The 22063-nt window shown below is 42.3% G+C and carries 17 protein-coding genes and 1 riboswitch; of the genes, 6 read left to right on the forward strand and 11 right to left on the reverse strand.

What is annotated here, in order from left to right:
- Positions 1–57: 57 nt before the first annotated feature.
- From RM544_RS11155 to RM544_RS11170, 4 genes are all read right to left on the reverse strand, one after another.
- Positions 58–1494, reverse strand: coding sequence for an aldehyde dehydrogenase family protein (locus RM544_RS11155; protein ID WP_311361871.1), 1437 nt, complete (start codon positions 1492–1494; stop codon positions 58–60).
- 168 nt (positions 1495–1662) lie between these two features.
- A complete protein-coding gene (locus RM544_RS11160) occupies positions 1663–3303 on the reverse strand; it encodes an acetolactate synthase large subunit (RefSeq protein ID WP_311361872.1) in 1641 nt (546 codons plus the stop codon).
- Between the two features lie 123 nt (positions 3304–3426).
- Entirely contained in the window at positions 3427–4035 is a 609-nt protein-coding gene (locus tag RM544_RS11165) for a peptidylprolyl isomerase (protein WP_409220045.1), read from the reverse strand.
- 1 nt (position 4036) lies between these two features.
- Positions 4037–5221, reverse strand: coding sequence for a methyltransferase (locus RM544_RS11170; RefSeq protein ID WP_311361873.1), 1185 nt, complete (start codon positions 5219–5221; stop codon positions 4037–4039).
- Between the two features lie 49 nt (positions 5222–5270).
- Between RM544_RS11170 and RM544_RS11175 the strand changes: the two genes are divergently transcribed.
- The 3 genes from RM544_RS11175 to RM544_RS11185 all read left to right on the forward strand — a co-directional run bounded on the left by RM544_RS11175 (position 5271) and on the right by RM544_RS11185 (position 7936).
- On the forward strand, positions 5271–5891 hold the full coding sequence (locus RM544_RS11175) for an alpha-ketoglutarate-dependent dioxygenase AlkB family protein (protein ID WP_311361874.1): 621 nt from the start codon (positions 5271–5273) through the stop codon (positions 5889–5891).
- 69 nt (positions 5892–5960) lie between these two features.
- Positions 5961–6275: a BolA family protein gene (locus RM544_RS11180; RefSeq protein ID WP_311361875.1), complete on the forward strand. Its 315-nt coding sequence runs from the start codon at positions 5961–5963 to the stop codon at positions 6273–6275.
- Positions 6276–6370: 95 nt separating this feature from the next.
- Positions 6371–7936 (forward strand): SulP family inorganic anion transporter, encoded by a 1566-nt coding sequence (locus RM544_RS11185; protein ID WP_311361876.1) that lies wholly within the window; start codon positions 6371–6373, stop codon positions 7934–7936.
- Between the two features lie 59 nt (positions 7937–7995).
- Here the strand turns inward: RM544_RS11185 and RM544_RS11190 are convergent, their stop codons facing one another.
- From RM544_RS11190 to ccoG, 7 genes are all read right to left on the reverse strand, one after another.
- Complete coding sequence (locus tag RM544_RS11190) at positions 7996–8271, reverse strand: peptidylprolyl isomerase (RefSeq protein WP_311361877.1); 276 nt, start codon at positions 8269–8271, stop codon at positions 7996–7998.
- Positions 8272–8277: 6 nt separating this feature from the next.
- Positions 8278–9219, reverse strand: coding sequence for a class I SAM-dependent methyltransferase (locus RM544_RS11195; protein WP_311361878.1), 942 nt, complete (start codon positions 9217–9219; stop codon positions 8278–8280).
- A gap of 66 nt (positions 9220–9285) precedes the next feature.
- Complete coding sequence (locus RM544_RS11200; protein WP_311361879.1) at positions 9286–10011, reverse strand: thiol:disulfide interchange protein DsbA/DsbL; 726 nt, start codon at positions 10009–10011, stop codon at positions 9286–9288.
- Positions 10012–10274: 263 nt separating this feature from the next.
- The gene (locus tag RM544_RS11205; protein WP_311361880.1) at positions 10275–10895 is read right to left on the reverse strand and encodes a thiol:disulfide interchange protein DsbA/DsbL; all 621 of its coding nucleotides are present in this window, start codon (positions 10893–10895) and stop codon (positions 10275–10277) included.
- A 183-nt stretch (positions 10896–11078) separates the two neighbouring features.
- Positions 11079–12986, reverse strand: coding sequence for a TonB-dependent receptor plug domain-containing protein (locus tag RM544_RS11210; RefSeq protein ID WP_311361881.1), 1908 nt, complete (start codon positions 12984–12986; stop codon positions 11079–11081).
- A 54-nt stretch (positions 12987–13040) separates the two neighbouring features.
- Positions 13041–13269, reverse strand: a riboswitch (cobalamin riboswitch).
- An 81-nt stretch (positions 13270–13350) separates the two neighbouring features.
- A complete protein-coding gene (locus RM544_RS11215; protein WP_311361882.1) occupies positions 13351–14340 on the reverse strand; it encodes a serine/threonine protein kinase in 990 nt (329 codons plus the stop codon).
- Positions 14333–15772 (reverse strand): cytochrome c oxidase accessory protein CcoG, encoded by a 1440-nt coding sequence (gene ccoG, locus RM544_RS11220; protein ID WP_311361883.1) that lies wholly within the window; start codon positions 15770–15772, stop codon positions 14333–14335. Before ccoG ends, RM544_RS11215 begins: the two co-directional genes overlap by 8 nt.
- Positions 15773–16040: 268 nt before the next feature.
- Here ccoG and RM544_RS11225 point away from each other — a divergent pair, with 268 nt between their 5' ends.
- The 3 genes from RM544_RS11225 to RM544_RS11235 all read left to right on the forward strand — a co-directional run bounded on the left by RM544_RS11225 (position 16041) and on the right by RM544_RS11235 (position 22054).
- On the forward strand, positions 16041–16394 hold the full coding sequence (locus tag RM544_RS11225; protein WP_311361884.1) for a hypothetical protein: 354 nt from the start codon (positions 16041–16043) through the stop codon (positions 16392–16394).
- Positions 16395–16478: 84 nt separating this feature from the next.
- Positions 16479–17060, forward strand: coding sequence for a DUF3016 domain-containing protein (locus RM544_RS11230; RefSeq protein ID WP_311361885.1), 582 nt, complete (start codon positions 16479–16481; stop codon positions 17058–17060).
- Positions 17061–17389: 329 nt separating this feature from the next.
- Complete coding sequence (locus RM544_RS11235) at positions 17390–22054, forward strand: ExeM/NucH family extracellular endonuclease (RefSeq protein WP_311361886.1); 4665 nt, start codon at positions 17390–17392, stop codon at positions 22052–22054.
- Positions 22055–22063: the final 9 nt, after the last annotated feature.

The following is a 22063-nucleotide window of genomic DNA, read 5'->3' on the forward strand; positions in this document are numbered from 1 at the left end:
TATGGAAGGTCAAAAAGACCTTCATAAGCGAAGGTCTTTTCACATGCATTATTCACTTTACTGCGGTGTTCTTATTACCATTAAACGAATTTCAGTCATATCCTCGATAGCAAATTTAATGCCCTCACGACCAAGTCCCGATTCTTTAACTCCGCCATAAGGCATATTATCAACTCGCCAACTTGGAACATCGCCTATAACGACACCGCCAACATCCAACTCGTCCCACGCTTTGTGAGCTTTATAGATATCTCTGGTGAAAATACCTGCTTGTAAGCCGAATTGACTGTTATTAACTAATGCTAAAGCTTCCTCGAAATCGTTAAATGAACTAATAATTGACACTGGTCCGAACGCTTCTTCAGAATTTACATCGCTACCGATAGGAGCGTCCTCTAGCAGTGTGGCTTGAAGCATCAAGCCCTCTCTTTTTCCACCACATAATAGTTTGGCACCATCTTCAATCGCGCTATTAATCCAGCCTTCCAAACGTTTTGCTTCTGACTCAGAAATCATGGGTCCGATGAAAGTATCTTCATTTAAGGGATCGCCATGAACTAAATTGGCAACCTTATCTTGATACTTCGATTTAAACTCGGCATAAATTGATTCATGAATGAAAATACGTTGAACACTAATGCAACTTTGCCCCGATTGATAGTAGGCACCAAAAACAATACGCTCGATTGCGTCATCGATATCAGCATCATGGTCGACAATACACCCTGCATTTCCCCCTAGCTCAAGGATTACTGGCTTTTTACCTGCTTTTGCTTTGAGTTGCCAACCTACATCTGGCGAACCGGTAAAGCTCAGAAGCTTGAATCTATCGTCTGTGGTAAATAAATCTGCGCCATCACGACTGCACGGTAGAATTGAAAAAGCACCTTCGGGTAAATCTGTCTCAGCTAACACTTCCCCAATGATGAGTGCTCCTATCGGCGTTCTGCTCGCTGGTTTGAGTACGAATGAACACCCAGCCGCAATGGCGGGAGCTATTTTGTGCGCAGCAAGATTAAGTGGGAAGTTGAATGGAGAAATAAATGAACATGGGCCAATAGGCACTTTTTTATATTGACCTTGATAGCCTTTCGCCCGCTCAGTAATTTCTAAATTCATGACCTCGCCAGAAATCCTAACTGATTCCTCAGCTGCTATTTTGAAGGTATCTATTAATCGAGTGACCTCGCCACGCGCGTCTTTAATCGGCTTACCAGCCTCAATGCAAAGGGCGTAAGCTAACTCATCAAAGCGTTCCCTAAACCGTGTCACACAATGCTCAAGGATCTGTTGTCGCTTGTATGCTGGCATTTTATTTAGAGCAGGTTGACTGGCTTCAGCGGCTTCTATTGCTTTATCAATGACTTTCGCATCGGCAAGTGCTATTTGCGTCGCTACTTCACCAGTATATTTATTGGTTACATCAAGATCTTTGTTCGCAAATACCGCTTTGTTTGCGAGGTAATATGGGTACTGCTTAGCTAGTTTATTCATTTTGTCTCCTCCTAAAGGGACACACCTATTTGGGTGTTTGCTCGGCTATCTGGCGTTCGTGGTCATTAGTAGCTTTAGTTCGCAGCGAAATAGGTGTGTCCCTTTACGCTCAACTTGCACAAACGCCTTAGCTTAAAAAGGTGTGTCCGATTTAAATCAACGATACTACTAAAGTGCTGCACTCAGTTTTCTAATCGTTTTGTTCAAAGTCTCGTCATTGAGGCTATAGTCGACGGGAACATCTATCAAATGGACGTTCGGCTCAGCTAAACACTTCTCTAACGTTGGTAGCAGTTGGTCGGTGGCTTCTACTCGCCAACCTTTACCGCCATATGATTCGACATACTTTACGAAGTCAGGATTACCATAGTCTAAGCCATAGTTTTCAAACTCCATATTAGCTTGCTTCCATTTGATCATACCGTAGGCGTCATCTCTAAGAATGATCACAACAATATGTAGGTTGAGCCTCACCGCGGTTTCTAACTCTTGACTGTTCATCATAAAGCCGCCGTCACCACAAACGGTTACGACTGCTCTATCCGGGTGAACAAGTTTAGCTGCCATCGCAGATGGTAGGCCAGCCCCCATCGTCGCGAGTGCGTTATCAAGTAATAGAGTGTTAGGAAGGAAGGCCGGATAATTTCGGGCAAACCAAATTTTGTAAACGCCATTATCTAAAGTAACAATCCCGTTTTTAGGCATCGCTTTGCGTACTTCTCGCACAAACCGTTCAGGTAAAATTGGAAATCTGTCATCATCTTCTGAAGCCGTTCTATGTTCTACGTAAGCATCATGAACATCTTGGTAGAAACCCAGCTTCCAGCTTTCTTGCGCTTGTATTTTCTCATTTATCTGCCAAATACTATTTGCAATATCACCAATTACTTCAAGTTGAGGGAAATAGACTGGGTCGACAGCTGCTGAGTCGAAATTAATATGAATGACCTTCTGGTTATCGTCTTCCATAAAGAAAGGCGGCTTTTCAACCACATCATGGCCAACATTAATAATTAGGTCTGCTCTATCAATAACGCGGTGAACAAAATCGCCAGAAGATAAAGCAGTGTTGCCCATAAACAGTTTGCCACTCTCATCCAAGACGCCCTTACCCATTTGCGTTGTGATATAAGGAATGCCAGTTTTATCTACAAACTCTTTCAGCATTTTTGCTGTTAACTTACGGTTTGCACCTGCTCCAATCAACAGCACAGGAGATTTGGCTTTCTCAATCATATCGACGGCTGCATTGATTGCCTTATATTCTGCTATAGGGCGACGTGCGATACTCGGTTTGAGGACAGGAGTATTGGTTTCTTCATCAGCAATATCCTCTGGGAGCTCTATATGTGTAGCGCCTGGTCGCTCTTCAGAGGCGAGTCTAAAGGCCTCCCGCACAACAGATGGTATACGATCACCACTCACAACTTGTGTTGTGTACTTGGTAATCGGGCGCATCATGTCTACAACATCAATGACTTGAAACCGTCCTTGTTTGCTAGTTTTAATCGGTTTTTGTCCGGTAATCATAAGCATTGGCATGGCGCCAAGTTGGGCGTATGCAGCAGGAGTAACTAGATTCGTGGCGCCTGGACCTAAGGTCGATAAACAGACACCTACTTTTCCAGTTAGTCTGCCGTAGGTTGCGGCCATAAAGCCAGCGCCTTGCTCATGGCGAGTGAGGATCAGTTTGATTGATGAACTTCTGAGAGATTCCAATAAATCTAAGTTCTCTTCCCCTGGAATCCCAAAAATATATTCGACGCCTTCAGCTTCTAGCGCTTTTACCATTAAGTCAGATGCTTTCATGTTTGCCTCTTTTACCAAATTGAATATTTAGTATAGATTGGTAATGCCAATTTACATATTCAATTAACGAATAATGTATTTGAGCAATTTTTGGACACTACCATTCTATGAGAAATAACAGAGTTAAAAAGCTGAAGGAAGCACTGTTGCCTTTATAAGTATGACATCTTCTACAGGGGCGTCTTGGAATCTTATTAGTGCTTTGTACTCAGTTTCGACTTCTGCGATTTTGTCGAGTACTTCATAGCCTTCGGTAACACTTCCGAAAACGGTATATCCCCAAGTCTTGCCAGGGTTTAGGTTATCGTTATCTTTCATGTTGAAGAAAAACTGCCTTTTGGCTGTATGTGGATCATCTTCTCTTGCCATGGCAATTGTATGAAGGTCATTTTTCAGGCCATTTCCCGACTCATTATAAATCGTGCGATTTGCTTTTCGTTCTTTGTATTCCGGCTCATAACCACCACCCTGAACAATATAGTTTGGAATAATTCGGTGGAAAATGGTGTTGTTATATTCGCCACGTTTTACATAGCTCAGGAAGTTATTCACAGTAATGGGAGCTCGTTTCCTGTTGAGCTCGATAACAATGTCGCCCATGCTTGTTTCGAATTTCACCATGGGATAATAATTATCGGGTTGGATGTTTTCACCTGGTTGTTTTTGCGCTTTTGCGGCAACCCCGTCGATGCTGACAACAATCAATACAAGAATGAAGAGAATGTTTTTCAATTTAAGACCTCGCTTTGTAAGTAGATAAAATACTAAACTTCTTGTTACTATCAATGACCTGATATCCACCGAAAAGTTTCTTTAGTTTTTGTGGGTAATCCAAGTGGCGATTGCCTACAATCCGTAATTCCCCGCCATGTTTTAAAACAGATTTTGAATCTTTGAACATCTGATAAGCAACATGATCTGTAATTGCATTCTGTTGATGAAACGGAGGATTACAAAGCACTAAATCATAAGATGATTCAGCGTCTTTCAATACTTCCTCGAGACAATTACTGACAACAAAACTAGCTCGCTCGTCGCTGCCTAAGTGCGCAATAACATTGAGTCTTGCAGACTCAACTGCCATGAATGATTCATCAACAAATGTGACATGTGCGCTTGGGTTTTTACTTAAAATGGACACACCTAAAACGCCGTTACCACATCCAAGATCTATCACTTTTTGGTCTGTCGCATCGGGAAGATTTTTCAATAGAATTCGAGCGCCAATATCGAGATGCTCACGACAAAAAACATTCGCATGATTATGTAATTCGAATGAAATCAAGGGATCAGTCACAGTAGTTGGATAAGGACTGTCATTGCTCGGCTTTTTTTCAAAACGGGAAAATATTAATCGCGCTTTCTTTTTAGCAAGAGATGTTGTCGTTTTCCCAATATATTTTTCAAACAAGCGTAAAACCGAATTTTGTACGGCTTTGACTTTCCCTGCTGCGATAACTTTCGTGTCAGGACTCAACACTTTACTTAAATTAATAAGTTGATATTCGAGCAATGCAAGGGTCCTGGGTATTTTGATGATTACAAGCGCGGGTGGAGCTTTTGCAAAGGTGGCTAAGTCCAGTAATGCATCAGCAAAGACCACGTTTTCTGGCTCATAGCCATTTATAAGCATGTTTGTAGTGAGGCTTTTATGAGATATCCATGAGTCTGAAATGAATACTGGTGAATATGCTTGTAGCCAGCAGGTTAAGGCACCGAATTCATCGTTTAGGATGAAAATAGGTGTGTCCGATTTGCAGTCTACACCATCAAGAGAAGCCAAAATATCGCAATTTTCAATATGCTCAATAATGTACTCGTCTGCGGAGTCCCAAGCCTGCAAACTAACATGCTGGTGCTTGGCCGGATAACGTTCTAAATGTAAAGTGCGCTCAAAAGCGCTAAAGTGCGTATTCATCTCTTACCTAAAGTTGATAGTCAAACTCACAAAAAACGAAATCCGAATTATGCAAAAAAGTCTGTTTCCACAAAACCAATTACAAAGTCTACCTTTGGTAGATGCAAAGGTACAATTTTTAGAGAATTGGCTCGATTCAACAACAGCAGACGACTACTTTGACCAGTTTCATCAACAACTTGATTGGCAAGAAGGAGAAATCAAAATATTTGGTAAAACGACCAAAATACCCCGTTTACAGGCTTGGTACGGGGATGAGGGGACCGATTACCAATATTCGGGAGTGACAATGAAACCGCTTAAATGGACACACCAATTACTGAGGTTGAAAGAACAATGCGAGGCACTAACAGGTGTGTCCTATAATTCGGTGCTAGCGAATTTATACCGCGATGGTAGCGACAGCATGGGGATGCATTCCGATAACGAACCGGAGTTGGGTTTATCTCCAACTATTGTCTCCGTGTCACTTGGAGAAACACGCAACTTTGACTTTAAACACCGTGTAAGCGGTGAAAAATATAGATTACCCCTGTCACACGGCTCGGTACTCGTTATGTCTGGGTCAACACAAAAGTATTGGTTACACGGCATCGCTAAAACAAAAAAATCACAACAAGCTCGGATAAACTTAACTTTTAGACAAATCAGAAGTAACAACCAAAAGTAACGCATTCACATTTTGTCGTATTGCATCAAAACGTTTATCATTCACTTATTACATTTTAGGAACCTTTTTATGACAGTACAGCAATCGATCATTGATAAAATTAAAGCGCAGTTTTCCCTTGTGCATCTTGAAGTCGTGAATGAAAGTCATATGCACAATGTCCCCGCGAATTCAGAAACTCACTTTAAGGTTGTCTTAGTATCAGATGATTTTGATGGACAACGGCTCATACAGCGACAGCGCGCAATCAATAAGTTATTAGCCGAAGAGTTGGCAGGGCCAGTCCACGCGCTAGCACAACACATTTACACACAAGCTGAATGGGAAAAGAAGTTTGCAGTAGCTCCTGATTCTCCTAACTGTTTGGGTGGCAGTAAAAGCTAGATTCGTTCGTAAATGATATTAACAATCTGTTAAAGGAATTTTGTTTGCATTTCTGCTAGACTCGCCGCAACTTTAAGATATTCGAAATGTAATTTATGTTTAATTTGATTAATGGCGCGAAAGGAAACGTGAAAAACGACATCCTTTCGGGTGTTACTGTAGCCCTTGCCTTGGTCCCTGAAGCTGTAGCGTTTGCCTTTGTTGCAGGTGTTGAGCCAATGGTTGGTCTTTACGCAGCCTTTATGATGGGGCTGATAACATCGGCTATCGGTGGCCGTCCAGGTATGATTTCTGGTGCCACTGGTGCAATGGCTGTTGTGATGGTCGCTTTAGTTGCTGAACATGGCGTGCAATATCTCTTTGCCGCGGTTCTATTGGCTGGCTTGTTGCAGATCTTAGCGGGTATATTCCGGCTCGGTAAGTTTATTCGCCTGGTTCCCTATCCAGTGATGCTAGGGTTTGTGAATGGCTTAGCTATCGTTATATTTTTAGCTCAATTAGGCCAGTTCAAAGTCACGAGCCCCTTGGGCCAGCTAGAATGGATGTCTGGTACGATGCTGTACATCATGCTCGGCTTGGTCATTTTGACGATGGCTGTTATCTATTTATTGCCAAAGTTGACCACTGCGATCCCCGCGTCATTGGTAGCGATTGTTGGTGTTACCTTGCTTGTTCATGGGTTCGACTTAGAAGCTCGCACGGTTATCGATTTTGTCCGAGATATGGTGCCAGAAGCTCAAAAAGCGACGGTAACATTGGCTGGTGAGTTACCTTCCTTTAGTATTCCGTCTGTTCCTTTTACAATGGAAACCTTCTACATCATTCTTCCAACAGCGATCATATTATCACTCGTAGGCCTAATTGAATCTCTATTAACGCTGACATTAATTGATGAAATGACTGACACTCGCGGTCAGGGCAATAAAGAATGTGTTGGCCAAGGTGTTGCAAACACAGTTAACGGTTTCTTTGGTGGAATGGGTGGTTGTGCCATGATAGGTCAAAGCATGATCAACATAAACTCAGGTGGTCGCGGCCGTTTATCTGGTATCACGGCAGCTTTAGTTCTACTTGGTTTTATCCTGTTTGCTGCACCATTGATTGAGATGATACCACTGGCCGCATTGGTTGGCGTTATGTTTGTTGTCGTCATCGGTACATTTGAATGGGCGTCGTTTAGAATTATTCGAGGCGTTAATAAAGAAGATGCTTTTGTGCTGTTCTTAGTGACAGGTATTACGGTTATTGCTGACTTGGCTATAGCTGTCGTCGTTGGTGTTATCGTTTCCGCACTCGTGTTTGCTTGGAAGCACGCGACACATATTATGGCAAAGACGCACACCGATGATGATGGATGGAAAGTGTATGACTTGGAAGGGCCTTTATTCTTTGGCTCAGTGACTCACTTTAGAGAGATCTTTGACCCACAAAATGACCCTGATGATGTAGTGATAGACTTCCAAGAATCACGTATTTGGGACTCTTCAGGTATTGATGCGCTTGACGGACTTGCTGACAAATATAAAGAACAAGGTAAGAAGCTCCATATTCGTCATATCAGTCCCGAGTGCAGGGTCTTGCTCAGAAAGGCCGGAGATTATGTTGAAATTAACGTGAATGAAGATCCTAGGTATCGGGTGGTGTCAGACACACTAGGTTAATTGACGACTTAGGAATATGAAAACGGGAGCAAGTGCTCCCGTTTTTTTATGACGTTGATTTAATTGCGATACAAGGTTTTGATTAAATGAAAACCAAACTGTGTTTTTATTGGTCCATGCACTTTAAGCACTTCTTTTTTAAAAACCACATTATCGAAAGCTTTAACCATGTCACCACGCTTGAACTCGCCTAAGTCACCACCTTTCTTCGCGCTAGGACAAATACTATATTTTTTGGCTAGTTGCTGAAAGTTGGCTCCTCTGTCTAGTTCAGATTTGATTTTTTCAGCCTGAACCTTTGACTTGACCAATATATGACATGCTGCTGCTTTCATTATAGTTTATGGTGCCTTTTTAAATAACAATGTCATTCTATTTGACTCGCCAATGGCATCGACTTTTGCTTTTAATGCTGGGTCATCAGCTGTCCCGTTGTATGATGGTGGCAAACGCCAAACGACCTCGGATTCAGTTGGCAGATCACTAGGATTGGCATTGATATCAGATTCAGACACTAAGACAAATCCAGCTTCTTTGAAAGCTTCGATCACTGCAGGCTTCTTCAAATATCCCGCACTTCCATCAGCCCATTTATCCGAGCTTTTATCAGGGGCTTGATGCTGAACTACGCCAACCATTCCAGAGTCCTTTAATAGCGTGTGAGTTGTTTTCAAGGCTTCTGTTAACGTACCCGCTTCTTCTTCAAAGCGATTTAAGTTATGTAAAGCACGAATAAACAATACTCTATCTAGAGTGCCAGCAAGCGCTTCTGGCGCAGAGTTAAATGTAAAACCACTCGCTTCGATACCATTGTCAGAGAAATCAGCAATCATATTAGGAAAAGCACTGGTTCTTTCTATCGCTCTTGCGATCCCTTCTTCAGAAAAGAAACCAAATCGTGGCCACATATCATCGTTGTAATTTATGCCATGAAGCTCGCCCTCGGCTCCCAAATACGTCGTCAATATTTTTGAATACCAACCACCACCGGGTAAAGCTTCCGCGACAGCCATGCCTGGCCCTACACGAAAAAACTCTAAAGTTTGAATTGGATTGCGCGCGTCATCTCTCGCTTTATCTTCGTCTGTTCGAACTTTAATTGCGTGAAACAAGCGACCACGATCTACTGTAGGTTCGCGGTCTTTCAGCTCTGCCACTGCCGCAGCAGGTTCAGGGCTTGCTTTGACTTCTTCTTTAACGTCGCTTGATGGCGCATCATTACAACCTTGAAGCGCTGCAAACGAGAGTAAACATGCCGCTGCTATAATTGATTTTTTAAACATAGTCGTCCCTTTTTTCATTCTAATTATTGAATTTAACCTGTTGTCCTAGTAGTAGACCACAACTAACTAGTTTTGTTTGCTTAGCCAGTATATCAATTCGACAACGTCATCCGCAGTCATATCGCGAGTGAAGGTAGCTTGGTATTTTCCATTGACTATAAAGTTAGGCACACTTTGCAGTATTTCGCGGTATTGGTCGATTGACGCGTTGTTGTTTTGCATTATTTCATTAACTTCGTCGCTCTTTAAAGCGCTTTCAAAGTCTTCTACCGTCACATCATAGGCAATAAGAATCGCCTTCACATCGTTTAGGCTCTTTATTTCAAGATTCTTTTCATGGATATGTTGAAAGATGGCTGCATTTATCATCTTTTCTTGATTTAAATGTCTACCAATAGCCATACCTAAGGTAGCAAAATCTTGGATTTCAGGAGTAGTGAACCTCATAAAATTGACGTGTACTTTTTTGAAATCAGTATCGGAGTCTAGGCGATCATTGATATTGTTTACCAGTGGTTCAAAGTTGTAGCAGTGTGGGCACCAAAATGAAAAGTATTCGACCACTTCAGGTTCTGCGGTTACCTCATCACTTATTACTTTGTAATGTAAGCCTTCCTTCCAAGGAATAAGGCTCATAGGCATACTATCAGTGCTTTCCTTGGTATCAGCTTTAACTTCAGCACTTTGTTCTTTGGTACTACTAGTCGTCGCTGTGGTCTCTGGTTGACTGCATGCACTTATGAAAAAGATACATATAAAAAGTGAAGTAATAAGTTTAATCGACTGAGTCATGGGGTTCCCTGAAATAAAATGTTTTCTTGATTATAGAGAGTTTTACTCGAGCGTAAACACTTCGGCCCAAATGGGACACACCTATTTTGGATATTCGGTATGTCTTTGGGGTGAAACTTGATAGGAATAATTCATGAAAGTGATAAAAAGGTGTGTCCAAAAATAAAGGTAGTGGGTGATAAAACCCCGAAAGAGGTGTGTCCAATTTTCGGTGCGGGAATAAAAAAGGCCGCTAATGCGGCCCTTGTGTTAAATAGTGCGGTTTATGATTGTTTTGTTAACCATACAATCAGATTTACAATGTCGTCGGCAGTCATGTCACGAGTGAACGTGGCTTGATACTTACCATTCACTATAAAGTTAGGTACGCCTGAAACATAATCGCGGTATTCAGCGATTTGTTTGTTGTTTTTATTAACTAGATTTTTCACACTGAAACTTTTTGCTAATTTATCAAATTCTTCGCCATCTACGCCGTTAATAACGAAGATGCTTCTGAGATCTTTTAAGCTGCTAATTGTGCTACGTTGTTGATGGATGTAGTTAAAAATTGCACCATTAAGTTCGGTTTCTTTTTTTAGAGCACGTGCTATCACCATTGCAGTCGTCGCATTTTCCTGAACATCAGGTCCAGCCATTGGCATAAAATTAACATGCACTTTTGTAAATTTAACATCTTCACCTAAGCCAGCTTTGATATTCTTAACCAAAGGCTCAAATCGATAACAAGCAGGACACCAAAAAGAGAAAAATTCCTTCACTTCTGGCTTGGCCGTCGCCTTGTCACTAATGACAGTATAATGTTTACCTTCTTGCCATTGCTCTTGAGCACTAATATTAAGTGACAGTACGGTTAGCAAAATTATTGAAAAAAGCTTCTTCATTGTGTTTTATTCCTTGTTCACAGCGCAGTAACGCGTGTATTAATTTTTCTGTTTGCAGAATACCATAAAGCGAAAAAATATTTCAAAACAAAAGGCCGCCTACTTCAGTAATGGCGGCCTTATTCATTTGTTGTTCAGCTTTACAACGCTTGGTTTAGAAACATTTGAGCCTTACTTATCCGTTTAGTTCAATTGGTATCGCAGGTTTAGCGTAATACGCCTTTTTTGCCCAACAAATCCAAAAACATCTTCATAATCTTCATTCAGCAGGTTTTCTGCGCGTAAGTTAAGCGTCAAGCTATCGTTTATCTTGTAGCCATAATTTGCACTTAGCAACCAATATGCACCTAATTCAACAAGTTCAGGAGAAGCAGGAAAAGGAGGAAAGAAGCGATCCAACTTTGACCCTGTGTAATCACCTTGAACATACACATTGTTTTGATCGTTAATGGTATAGTTCAAAGTTACTGAGCCTGTGTGTCGCGCACGCCTTAGCTCTATTTCAGTTGGTGCTTTCGCTTCTAAATACGCATAGCTTGCGGACCAAGCAAGATGATCCAAATATCCTTTCAGTGACAACTCAAAGCCTTTACGAGTACTCGTTTCTTCTAGGTTGTTAGCAGTAAAGGCGCCGCTTGTAGGATCAAATACGAAGCCATTAATTTCATCTTCCAACTCAGTATTGAAGTGAGTTAACTGTATGTCAATTTGATCTGTTGGGGCATATTCTAGCCCAACTTCGTTAGAGAAGCTGGATTCAGGCGTCAAATTGGGATTTCCCTGAAAAGTGCCCGGGAAAAAGCCAAACCTTTCGGTGAAACTTGGATTCTTGATTGCTTTGCCACGACTCAGAAATACCTTTAAATTTGGCATTACTTGCCAACTCAGACCTAATCGGAAGCTGCTGGCATCCTCAAATTCATCACTATTATCTCTACGTAAACTAGCACTTAAATACAATGATTCGCCTAAGCTAACTTGGCCATCTGCCAGCGCGGAGATTGTGGTGTTCGATTGTGACTGGTTAGGATCACCAAAGCTAATAGGGCCTGCCTGTTGAAAGTCCTCTTCGACGGCATCAACGCCTATGTTCAAGAAGTTTTGCTTGTAACCTGCACCCATGGATAAATCGAAATAGTGGAGCCAAGTTAAACGTTCTGTTTCACCTAAGGTACTCCCTGAGAATATATCTTGAGTATAGTTTTCACTTTCGTTACGACTTAGTTGGTAGCTTAATGATTGTGACCAGTTATTTGCTTTCGGCGCATATAACCATCTCAATAGATAGTTTAATTGTTCGCCTTCGCTAACGTTATCAGCGTCGGTTGGCAAGCCTGTAGTGGCAAAGTCAATTGCGTCAAACGAAGATGTAAACTCGACTATTCGTACATTGCTAGTCAGTTGATGCGCATCGTTAATATCATATTGCACTTGAGCGCTTAGGCTCGAATTGCGGTAGCCATCGTCCTCACCTCCATTTCGAGAGATGTTATCGCCATCTGTACTCAGGTGATTGAGGTTAATCGCAAAACTGAGTTTGTCGCTTTTTAAACTGTAGGATAAACCGAGTTCCTTAGTTGCTTGAGTACCTAAGGCTATATTGCCTGAAAGTTGTTGCGGTTCACTTGCTCGCTTAGTCGTAATGCTGATGACGCCAGATACAGCGCTTGTTCCCCATAAGGCGCTTTGCGGGCCTCTTAGTAGCTCAATTCGTTCTATGTCTGCAACAACAATATGCGCGAAGTCAACAAGGCCACCTTGCCCTATGTCGTTAACTTCCACACCGTCAATGAGGACTAAAATATGATTACTCTCACTCCCGCGGAAACGCAATTCGCTTAGCGTTCCAGTCGGCCCTGACTGACTCACATTGACGCTTGCAAATGTGCGCAAAAGCTCCACAACAGTGCTCGCTCCGGATGCTTTGATTGTGTCTTCGTCTAAGAAGGACACCGAGCCGGCTAAAGTACGTTTGTCGATTGCTGCTCGTGAACCAAGCACACTAATGGTTTCAAGATCATTGTTAGATTGTGAATAAACAGTAGGACTCGCAGCGATGAAAGCTGCTAAAAAAGATAGTTTTATTTTCATTTTAAATATGGACTCTGTGAATGCTCCACCCGAGCATGTCAAATAGGAAAGGTCGAAACCTCGCTTATCAAGGCCGGTATCCGGGCTCACACAATCATTTCAAAACCTTCCCATGCAAAAAGAGGCACAGTGGTTGACGTCGTTATTCACGATGAATGAAAAGTGGAAAAGTGGACTCTTCCTGTGTTTACCGTTGCGGGGGCAGCGCTAGATTCTCACCAGCTTCCCGTTTAACTCATAGTTTGAAAATTCAGCTATGAGCACCTTGAACGTGGCGAATTATAAATGGATTCAAGCATTTGTGTAGCGTTATTCCGATATTTTTAGCTATGACATATAGCGAGTTCGCAGAGATTACCGACGCTTACAATTTGATAGGCTCTTCGTGCAACGCCGAATATTGCTCTTTCAAGGCTAAAATTTGATTTTCCCAATATTTATCCTCAGCGAACCAAGGGAATGCCTGAGGAAACGCGGGGTCTTCCCATCGTAGGCTAAGCCATGCCATGTAATGGACCATACGCATAGCGCGTAAAGGTTCGATTAACTTTAGCTCTTTAACATCGAAGGGCTGAAATTCTTCATAAGCTTCAACGAGTGTGTCCAACTGTATGAATTGCTGTTGTCTATCACCGGAAAGCATCATCCATAAGTCCTGAACCGCGGGGCCCATGCGACAATCATCCAGATCGACAAAGGTAGGCCCATCACGCCAGAGGATATTACCCGGATGCAAGTCGCCATGTAGTCTGATGTTTTTGTATGAGCCAGTAAATCGAGTTTTGGTTTCTTTAATGACCATATCTAAAATAGTATGAAACGCTGTTTGCAGGTGGTGAGGAAGCAAACTACCATTTTCTAATACGGTTTTAGGTGTGTCCAAGTAAGTCTGGACATCCATTGCGGGTCTAGTCTCGAATGACGACGATTGAGCAACTCGATGTATTCGGCCGATAAACCTGCCCATCCATTCAAGTTGGTCGAGGTTATCTACTTCAAACTGTCGACCACCGACAGAAGGAAATAGAGCGAATCGATAACCTTCATGCTCATGAAGGGTGTGTCCCGTTTGCGGAGCGTCGATATGAGACAAGCGCAAAGGCGCAACGACGGGGACTTCTTGCTCATGTAACTCGATTGAGAAGTCGTGTTCCTCTTGGATCTGGGTATTGGTCCAACGTTGAGGCCGGTAAAACTTCACAACATAACGTTGTTTGTCTTCACCTATGAATTGGTACACTCTATTTTCGTAGCTGTTGAGTGCTAAAAGCCCAGATTCGGCGCGCACACCCAAGGTTTCAATGGCATCCAGAATTAAATCTGGATGCAGACCTGCAAAGGTAAAGTCAGACATCAGTGAATATAAATTTAGTAGTTTCTTCTATTTTGATTATTTCACCATTTTCATCTTGTGTCTGTACATGAAATTTAAATTCGGTTATTTCTTCTGTCAGTGCATAGGGGTCACTGGTGACGCTGATCGGAAGTGTATAAACCTCACCTCCTCGCACTTGCACTTCGGATACGCCAACATAGTTGCCACTTTCCAAGCCACTGATACTGACTTTAAAAGTACGGTCCTGTTGTGATTTGTTAAGCAACTTCAGTGTATAAACGTTTTCTATAAGCCCTTGGTTTGTCTCACGATATAATGAATTTCGGTCTTTAATGATGTCGATTTCTAAGGGGACACGAGAGTAAATATCAAACACAAGCAAACTCGTCATAACAAGCAGAACAACCGCATAACCAATCAACTTGGGCCTAACTATCTTAGTGGTTCCGCCCGCCAGTTGGTGTTCTGATGTGAAGCTAATAAGGCCTTTATCATAACCCATCTTATCCATAACGCCGTTGCACGCATCTACGCAAGCGCCGCAGTTAATGCATTCGTATTGCAAACCATTTCGAATATCAATGCCTGTTGGGCAGACTTGAACACAGAGGTTACAGTCAATACAATCGCCAAGCCCTTTTTCTTGAAGTTGTTCTTGTGTCACTTTACGTGAGCGTGGTCCGCGCTTCTCGCCTCGTTCAGGGTTGTATGCAACAGTGAATGTATCTTTATCAAACATCGCTGATTGAAAACGTGCGTATGGGCACATGTGTGTGCACATAATTTCACGCATGTATCCAGCATTGCCATATGTACATACAGTGAAAAAGATGACGGAGAAACCAGCCCAGAAACTGACGTCAAAAGTGAAGAAGTCAACGAATAGGCTATCGATAGGTGTGAAGTAGCCTACGAAGGTGATGGATGTTAATAAGGCAACGCTTACCCAAGAGAAGTGCTTCAAGGTTTTACGGAAGAATTTGTCAGCGTCCATTTTCCGTTGGTCCAACTTCATTCTCTTATTTCGGCTACCCTCGATTTTTTCTTCAAACCAAATGTAGATAAAGGTCCAAGTTGTTTGTGGACACATAAACCCACACCACACGCGCCCAGCAAAAGTAGTGATAAAAAATAGAGCAAATGCGGAGACAATAAAAATATACGCAAGAATAGTCAGGTCTTGCGGCCAAAGTGTCATTGCAAAAATATTGAAACGTTGTTCTCCAATATCTAACAATACGGCTTGATTGCCGTTGTATTGAAGCCAAGGAATAAGCGCGAATACGCCTAGAAAGATCAAACCGAAGAAGCGTCGAATATTCTCCAGCATGCCTTCGACAGCTCTCACATAGATCCTGCTACGAGCTGGGTATGCTGATGAGTCACCACTATTTGAGGGTTTATGAATTTTTACCGGAGTGACGTCTTTGATATCAATTTTTTCGTTCATTAAGAACTCCGCGTGGGAAATGAAGAAGATACATAAATTTTAGGCTGACAGTATATCAAGAAGACGCAAGCAAATGTTAATTCAGATCAAATAAGAACAGTCTTTTCTTAAAGATTTTGTAAGCTTATATTTGAGCCATTTAGGTATACTTCAGGAAAACATACTAGCGTATTGTGGGAAATCATTGTATTTAACGTATGAATATCTATTATGTACTTAGGAATTTACTATCAACAATTAAGTACGCGTCTAAGGATCTACAGTTAATATGTGGCGAACATTTGTCATCATGATTGAAATAATTATATTAATCATTGTATTAAGGACGTCCTTTGTTCAATATTTCCTTTCTGACATCCAACAAACGGTGCTTGGTTGGATAGAAAACGTCGCTGAAATTCCTGAACAGCAGTCATTAGCTACGATACGCGAACGGTTTTTTCACAATAATATGTCTTTACAACCGCACCAAACGGATTATGTGGTGTTGATTACCGACTCAAAAGAGTCGCTAACCAAATTCAATGAGCGTTATTGTAAAAATAATGACAAGAATCCATTCATTTACGGCGCGAATCTGAACCGCCTGTGCGGTCACATTAAAGACAGCAAACTTTTCTAAATCTCAGGTCATTATTGAACCTAAACTTGATCTACGATGTCGTAGTAGTATATTTATTGAACAAGTTATGCGAAGGAGTGATAAATGAAATCAGTTAAATTTGGTCTAACATTATCAATTTTTATCTTTTCTGTGTCAGTACTATCTCAAGATATTAAAGAGCAAGAAGCTGATAAGGAAGCTGAGACAAAAGGTCCAGTTACTATAGAGTGGGTTAACCCTGAAGACTTCAGAGATGTTCGCCATCCGAGTGTATCAAGAGCGAAATACCGAGAGCGAGTGTTTGCGAAGTTAGAATCTCATTTCGACAAACTCGCTGAAGACCTTCCTGAGGGGTATCACTTGGCTCTTAAAGTAACCAACCTTGATATGGCTGGAGAAGTGCAAACAGCCACCCAAGCAGGCCTGATTGGTATGCATCATAGAGCTTCTGCAGGTTTTCAGGAATATAGAATAATGCGTGACATCGATATTCCTAGAATGACCTTTAGTTTTGAATTGAAAGATGCGGACGGAAAAGTAGTGCAATCAGAAGAAGTTAAGCTGAAAGATGTAGGCTTTCTAAACCGCACATCAACACGCTTCAAAAATAGACCATTGAAATATGAAAAAGCGATGGTATCTCGTTGGTTTAAAGAAACCTTTCTAGCTGAATCAGAAGCTTAATAATGGTAAATCCGGTGAAGGCTCAGTTTTTCGTCGGAACAACAGACACGTAATTTATGAAGAGCGCACCTTGCGCTCTTTTTTATTGAATTTTATTTTTCTGTTTATTAATTAAACAGGTTCTTTGAGAGCAGCTGGAAAACTGAATAACCATTTTTGTTCAGTATTTTATTTTTTTGCCGCAGAAGTTGAGTAGATTCAAGTACTTTAAAAATCCTACGCATTTTGTAAAACACCCTCGCAATAAATTCATTCAATTTGTCACACAAATGTAGTAATTTACCCATACCTTAGTATAGGAAAAAATACCTAACAGACGGACATATACAATGAAGATCAAAATGTTATCAGCGCTAATGCTTGGTGCACATTGTTTTACGGCTTCGGCGAACGTATTCATCTCAGAATACGTTGAAGGCTCAGGGAACAACAAAGCAATAGAAATATATAATAATAGCGACACTGGGGTTGATATCTCTCAACACCAAATAAAAGTGTACTTCAATGGTGGTAGCAGCGCAGGAACAACGATCAGTTTGTCCGGTGAAATAGCTCCCTTCAGTACCTATGTTGTAGCAACTACGAGTGCTGATGACGGCTTGAAAATGAACGCGCAGTTATTGACTGGCGCAAGCTTATTCAACGGTGACGATTTTATTGAATTGGTCGTTTCTAATGGCGCAGATAGCGAAACAGTGTTGGATACCATTGGTCAGTTTGAAGTTGACCCTGGATCAGCGTATTCCGTCACTGTGGATGGCGTAACATACTCAACTGCGAACAAAACTTTAGTTCGCCGCAGTAATATTACGATTGGGGACTCAGACGGCAGTAACGCGTTTGACCCAAGTGCTGAGTGGGAGGTTTTTTCGCAAGATGACTTCTCTAACATCGGTTCTCACACTACAACGGACACACCTGATGGTGGCTCGGACGGCGGATCTGATGGTGGTTCAGATGGCGGTTCTGATGGTGGTTCAGATGGAGGGTCTGACGGTGGTTCAGATGCATCTAATGGTGATTTAAGTGGCCAAGTCTGTACCAACTGTCCAGATCTAGCACAGTTTAAAGATCCGAGTGCTTTTGACGCGCAAGCTTATTATGCTGAAGTTGACCAACTTCTGAATGCCGAAGCAAGCGCAGCCCAGATTAAAGCAGCCCTGAGTTCGATTATATCTACAGATATACAACGACTGACTTACAGTGAAGTGTGGACTGCTCTAACCGCGACCGATGAAGACCCAAATAATAGTGACAACGTGATTCTTTTGTATTCAGGTCGTTCTATTCCGAAAGCTTCAAATGGCAGCGGCGCTGCATCAGGTGATGGTGACAACTGGAACCGTGAGCACTCTTGGCCAAAAAGCCATGGCTTTAGTAGCTCAAGTGATGAACCGTACACAGATATTCATCACCTTCGTCCAACTGATATTTCGATTAATGCTGCTCGCGGAAACTTAGACTACGATGAAAGCGACGCACCATTAAGCGATTCTCAGATTACATCTGAAACGGATCCATCGATACGTGCGTCAATTTTGGCCGCGACTGCAGACAACTTTGTAGATGGTGATTCTTTCGAACCCAATGCCAATGTGAAAGGTGACGTTGCGCGCATGATGTTTTACATGGATACGCGTTACGAGGCCGGTGGAACTTATATTGACCTCGTGCTTGTCGATCAGATTACTAGTACAGGCTCGCCAACTTTGGGTAAATTATGCACCTTGATCCAATGGCACAATGATGACCCAGTCAGTGAATTCGAAATAAATCGAAACGAACGCATTTATCAATATCAAGGCAACAGAAACCCATTTGTCGATAATCCTCAGTGGGTTGACTTGCTTTACTCATCTGAAACCTGTGGTGATGTGACTGGTGGCGGCTCTGACGGTGGTTCAGATGGCGGCTCTGACGGTGGTTCAGATGGCGGCTCTGACGGCGGTTCAGATGGTGGCTCTGACAGCGGTTCAGATGGTGGCTCTGACAGCGGTTCAGAAAGCGCACCAATGCTGATTACCGCTATTTTTGATGGTCCTCTCAGCGGCGGCACTCCTAAGGGTATCGAAATATTAGTGACTCAAGATATTCCAGACCTTTCAGTGTGTGCGGTGAGAACGGCTTCCAATGGCAACCAGCCAACGGGTGGCGATTACACTATCGATATTGGTGGTGACAACTCAGCTCAAAGCGGAGACTTCTTATACTTCTCGTCAGAATCTACTGGCTTTACTTCCTTTTTCGGTTTCGCGCCAAATGACACAACAGGTGAGTTGAGTATTAACGGTGATGATGCCGTTTTATTGGTTTGTGATGGCGTTGTCGTCGATGTATATGGTGTAGTTGGTGTTGATGGCTCGGGCGAAAACTGGGAATACCTAGATGGCTGGGCTTATCGTATCAGTGAAACAGGCCCTAGCACGACCTTTAACCCAAGTGAGTGGACTTTTAGTGGCCGAAATGCGCTTGACGGAGAGAGTAGTAACACAAACGCTATGATCCCTATTGGCACATACACGGCGGCAACTGGTGGTGTGTTCTTCTCTGAATATATTGAAGGTTCAAGCTTGAACAAAGCGGTTGAGATTGTGAACCTGAGTGGCGCAGCAATTGATTTAAGCGCATATTCTATTCGCTTATATTCAAATGGCAGCAGTTCAATCACTGCAGAATCTCCATTGAGTGGCACATTAGCGGCGAATGATGTTTATGTTATTGCGAACCCTGGTTTTGTCGATAATGCCGATATGCCTGTTGTCGATGCAATTAACTCTGTTGTGAATTTTAATGGTGATGATGCTTTTGCACTTGCTGATGCGAGCGGTAACATTGACGTTATTGGGCAGATTGGTGTTCGCCAAGTCTGGAGTGAAGGTGAAGCTTCTACTCAAAACGCGACGATTAGACGAAAAGCAAGTGTCACTGTTGGTGACGCTGATGGCACTAACGTCTTCAATCCTGCAATTGAATGGGATGGTTTCCCAATAAACGATACCAGCGACCTAGGTTTATATGGTGATGCAGGTGACGGCGGTGATGGTGGCGATCCAGTCGATGAAGCGATGTTAGGCCTATGCTTTGATCCTGCGACTCGTATCCATGAAGTGCAGGGCGATGCTGACACATCTCCTCTACTTGGACAGACTGTGGTTGTTGAGGGGCTTGTAACACTCGCTTCAAGTCAACTTGGCGGTTTCTTTATGCAAGAGGAAGATGCTGACCATGATAGTAACCCGTTAACGTCTGAAGGTGTCTTTGTCTCGACTGATTTCGAAGGTTTAGAGCTTCAAGAAGGTGATGTCGTTCGTGTGTTAGGTGCGGTTGCCGAACAATTTGGGAAAACCCAACTTAATGCAGAGTCAATTTCTTCATTCTGTAGCAGTGACTTCGCGACACCAGTAGTGTTGGAGTTACCATTAACAATCGACTTAGAGTCAGTCGAGAGCATGGTAATTGAAAGCTCTGAAGAATGGTTTGTGAATAATTTGCAAAACTATGGTCGTTTCGGTGAGCTAGTATTGGCGGATAAAGTTCGCTACAGCCCAACGCATTTATTCGCGACGGAATCAGCTGAAGCTGCAGCTCTAGACGCTGAAAATGATTTAAACCAAATTATCTTAGATGATTTGCTAAACGGTACTCCAGAAATATTTGACCTTCCAGCGGGTGGCTTCGATGCGAATAACCCAATTCGTATTGGTGATTCATTTCTATCTATCGTCGGTGTGCTTGATTTCGGATTTAGCAACTATCGAATTCGTCCTCTACAAACTCCTGTGCTTGAGCAAAACAGTTTTAGAACTGAAGCGCCTGAACTAGAGAGCGGCAACTTGAAAATTGCTAGCTTCAATGTACTTAACTTGTTTAATGGTAACGGCTTAGGTGACGGCTATCCAACAGCTCGTGGTGCAGAAACAGAAGAGCAGTATCAACTTCAACTACAGAAAATTACTAACGCGATCATCGCGATGGATGCTGACGTGGTTGGTTTGATGGAAATTGAAAACGACGGCTTTGATGAATTGAGCTCTATCGCTCAGCTAGTAGATAACATTAATGCTAATTTGGGTGATGATGTTTATGAGTTTATTAATGCTGGGGAAGCTCAAGGTACTGATGCAATCACAGTTGGTATTATCTATAAACTTCAAACGGTTAGTCCTGATGGTGCACTGAAAGTACTTAATTCCGATAATTCTATCGTTGATGAGTCAGGCGCTCCTTTGTTTGATACTAGTTTGAATCGTCCTTCATTCGCACAAGCTTTCGTTTTGAATGAGAGCGACAAGCCATTTGTTGTGAACGTAAACCACTTAAAGTCAAAAGGAAGCGGCGGTCGCTGTACCCAAGATAATGATAACGGTACTTTAGCCGGAAATTGTAATGTGACCCGTGATAGAGCGGCGCAAGCATTGCAAATCTGGTTGGCTGAACAATTCCAGGACACACCTGTTATGATTATCGGTGACTTAAATGCTTACGCAAAAGAAGACCCGATTCAAACATTAGTGAATGCAGGCTATAAAGATGTAGCGAGAGAACTAGAAGGCGAGTTGGCTTACAGCTATCGTTTCTCTGGTCTGTTAGGCTCTTTAGATTATGCTTTGGCCAATGAACAAGCCTTTGATGCGATTGTTGATGTGACTGAATGGCATATCAATGCTGACGAGTATGCGGGCTTTGATTATACTTCTGAACTTCCGTTCTCAAGTACAAGTAAGCCGGACGTATTCCTAAGTGAAAGCCCATACCGTTCTTCTGACCACGATCCAGTGATTGTTAGCTTACTATTGGAGGCTGATGCTCCAGCTTTCGGTGATGTTAATGCTGATGGAGAGATTAACTTCAGAGATTACTTCGCTATCTTGAGAAGCTTTGGTGCAAGAGAGGGAAGCGCTCGATTCAATCCTTTAGCGGATCTTGATAACAGTGGCCGAATCACATTCAGAGATCTATATATTTGGTATTTTGCTTATCTTTTTAGTAGATAATACAAAACC

Origin of the sequence: Brumicola blandensis (assembly GCF_031846165.1) — a bacterium.
Taxonomy (GTDB): Bacteria; Pseudomonadota; Gammaproteobacteria; order Enterobacterales; family Alteromonadaceae; genus Glaciecola; species Glaciecola blandensis.

What these genes read in the sequence shown, in the direction of transcription:
- RM544_RS11230 (WP_311361885.1), top strand. Translation starts at nt 16,479, where the DNA reads ATGAAATCAGTTAAATTTGGTCTAACATTATCAATTTTTATCTTTTCT.
- RM544_RS11225 (WP_311361884.1), top strand. Translation starts at nt 16,041, where the DNA reads ATGTGGCGAACATTTGTCATCATGATTGAAATAATTATATTAATCATT.
- RM544_RS11205 (WP_311361880.1), bottom strand. Translation starts at nt 10,895, where the DNA reads ATGAAGAAGCTTTTTTCAATAATTTTGCTAACCGTACTGTCACTTAAT.
- RM544_RS11175 (WP_311361874.1), top strand. Translation starts at nt 5,271, where the DNA reads ATGCAAAAAAGTCTGTTTCCACAAAACCAATTACAAAGTCTACCTTTG.
- ccoG (WP_311361883.1), bottom strand. Translation starts at nt 15,772, where the DNA reads ATGAACGAAAAAATTGATATCAAAGACGTCACTCCGGTAAAAATTCAT.
- RM544_RS11200 (WP_311361879.1), bottom strand. Translation starts at nt 10,011, where the DNA reads ATGACTCAGTCGATTAAACTTATTACTTCACTTTTTATATGTATCTTT.
- RM544_RS11195 (WP_311361878.1), bottom strand. Translation starts at nt 9,219, where the DNA reads ATGTTTAAAAAATCAATTATAGCAGCGGCATGTTTACTCTCGTTTGCA.
- RM544_RS11190 (WP_311361877.1), bottom strand. Translation starts at nt 8,271, where the DNA reads ATGAAAGCAGCAGCATGTCATATATTGGTCAAGTCAAAGGTTCAGGCT.
- RM544_RS11160 (WP_311361872.1), bottom strand. Translation starts at nt 3,303, where the DNA reads ATGAAAGCATCTGACTTAATGGTAAAAGCGCTAGAAGCTGAAGGCGTC.
- RM544_RS11170 (WP_311361873.1), bottom strand. Translation starts at nt 5,221, where the DNA reads ATGAATACGCACTTTAGCGCTTTTGAGCGCACTTTACATTTAGAACGT.
- RM544_RS11210 (WP_311361881.1), bottom strand. Translation starts at nt 12,986, where the DNA reads ATGAAAATAAAACTATCTTTTTTAGCAGCTTTCATCGCTGCGAGTCCT.
- RM544_RS11235 (WP_311361886.1), top strand. Translation starts at nt 17,390, where the DNA reads ATGAAGATCAAAATGTTATCAGCGCTAATGCTTGGTGCACATTGTTTT.
- RM544_RS11185 (WP_311361876.1), top strand. Translation starts at nt 6,371, where the DNA reads ATGTTTAATTTGATTAATGGCGCGAAAGGAAACGTGAAAAACGACATC.
- RM544_RS11215 (WP_311361882.1), bottom strand. Translation starts at nt 14,340, where the DNA reads ATGTCTGACTTTACCTTTGCAGGTCTGCATCCAGATTTAATTCTGGAT.
- RM544_RS11180 (WP_311361875.1), top strand. Translation starts at nt 5,961, where the DNA reads ATGACAGTACAGCAATCGATCATTGATAAAATTAAAGCGCAGTTTTCC.
- RM544_RS11155 (WP_311361871.1), bottom strand. Translation starts at nt 1,494, where the DNA reads ATGAATAAACTAGCTAAGCAGTACCCATATTACCTCGCAAACAAAGCG.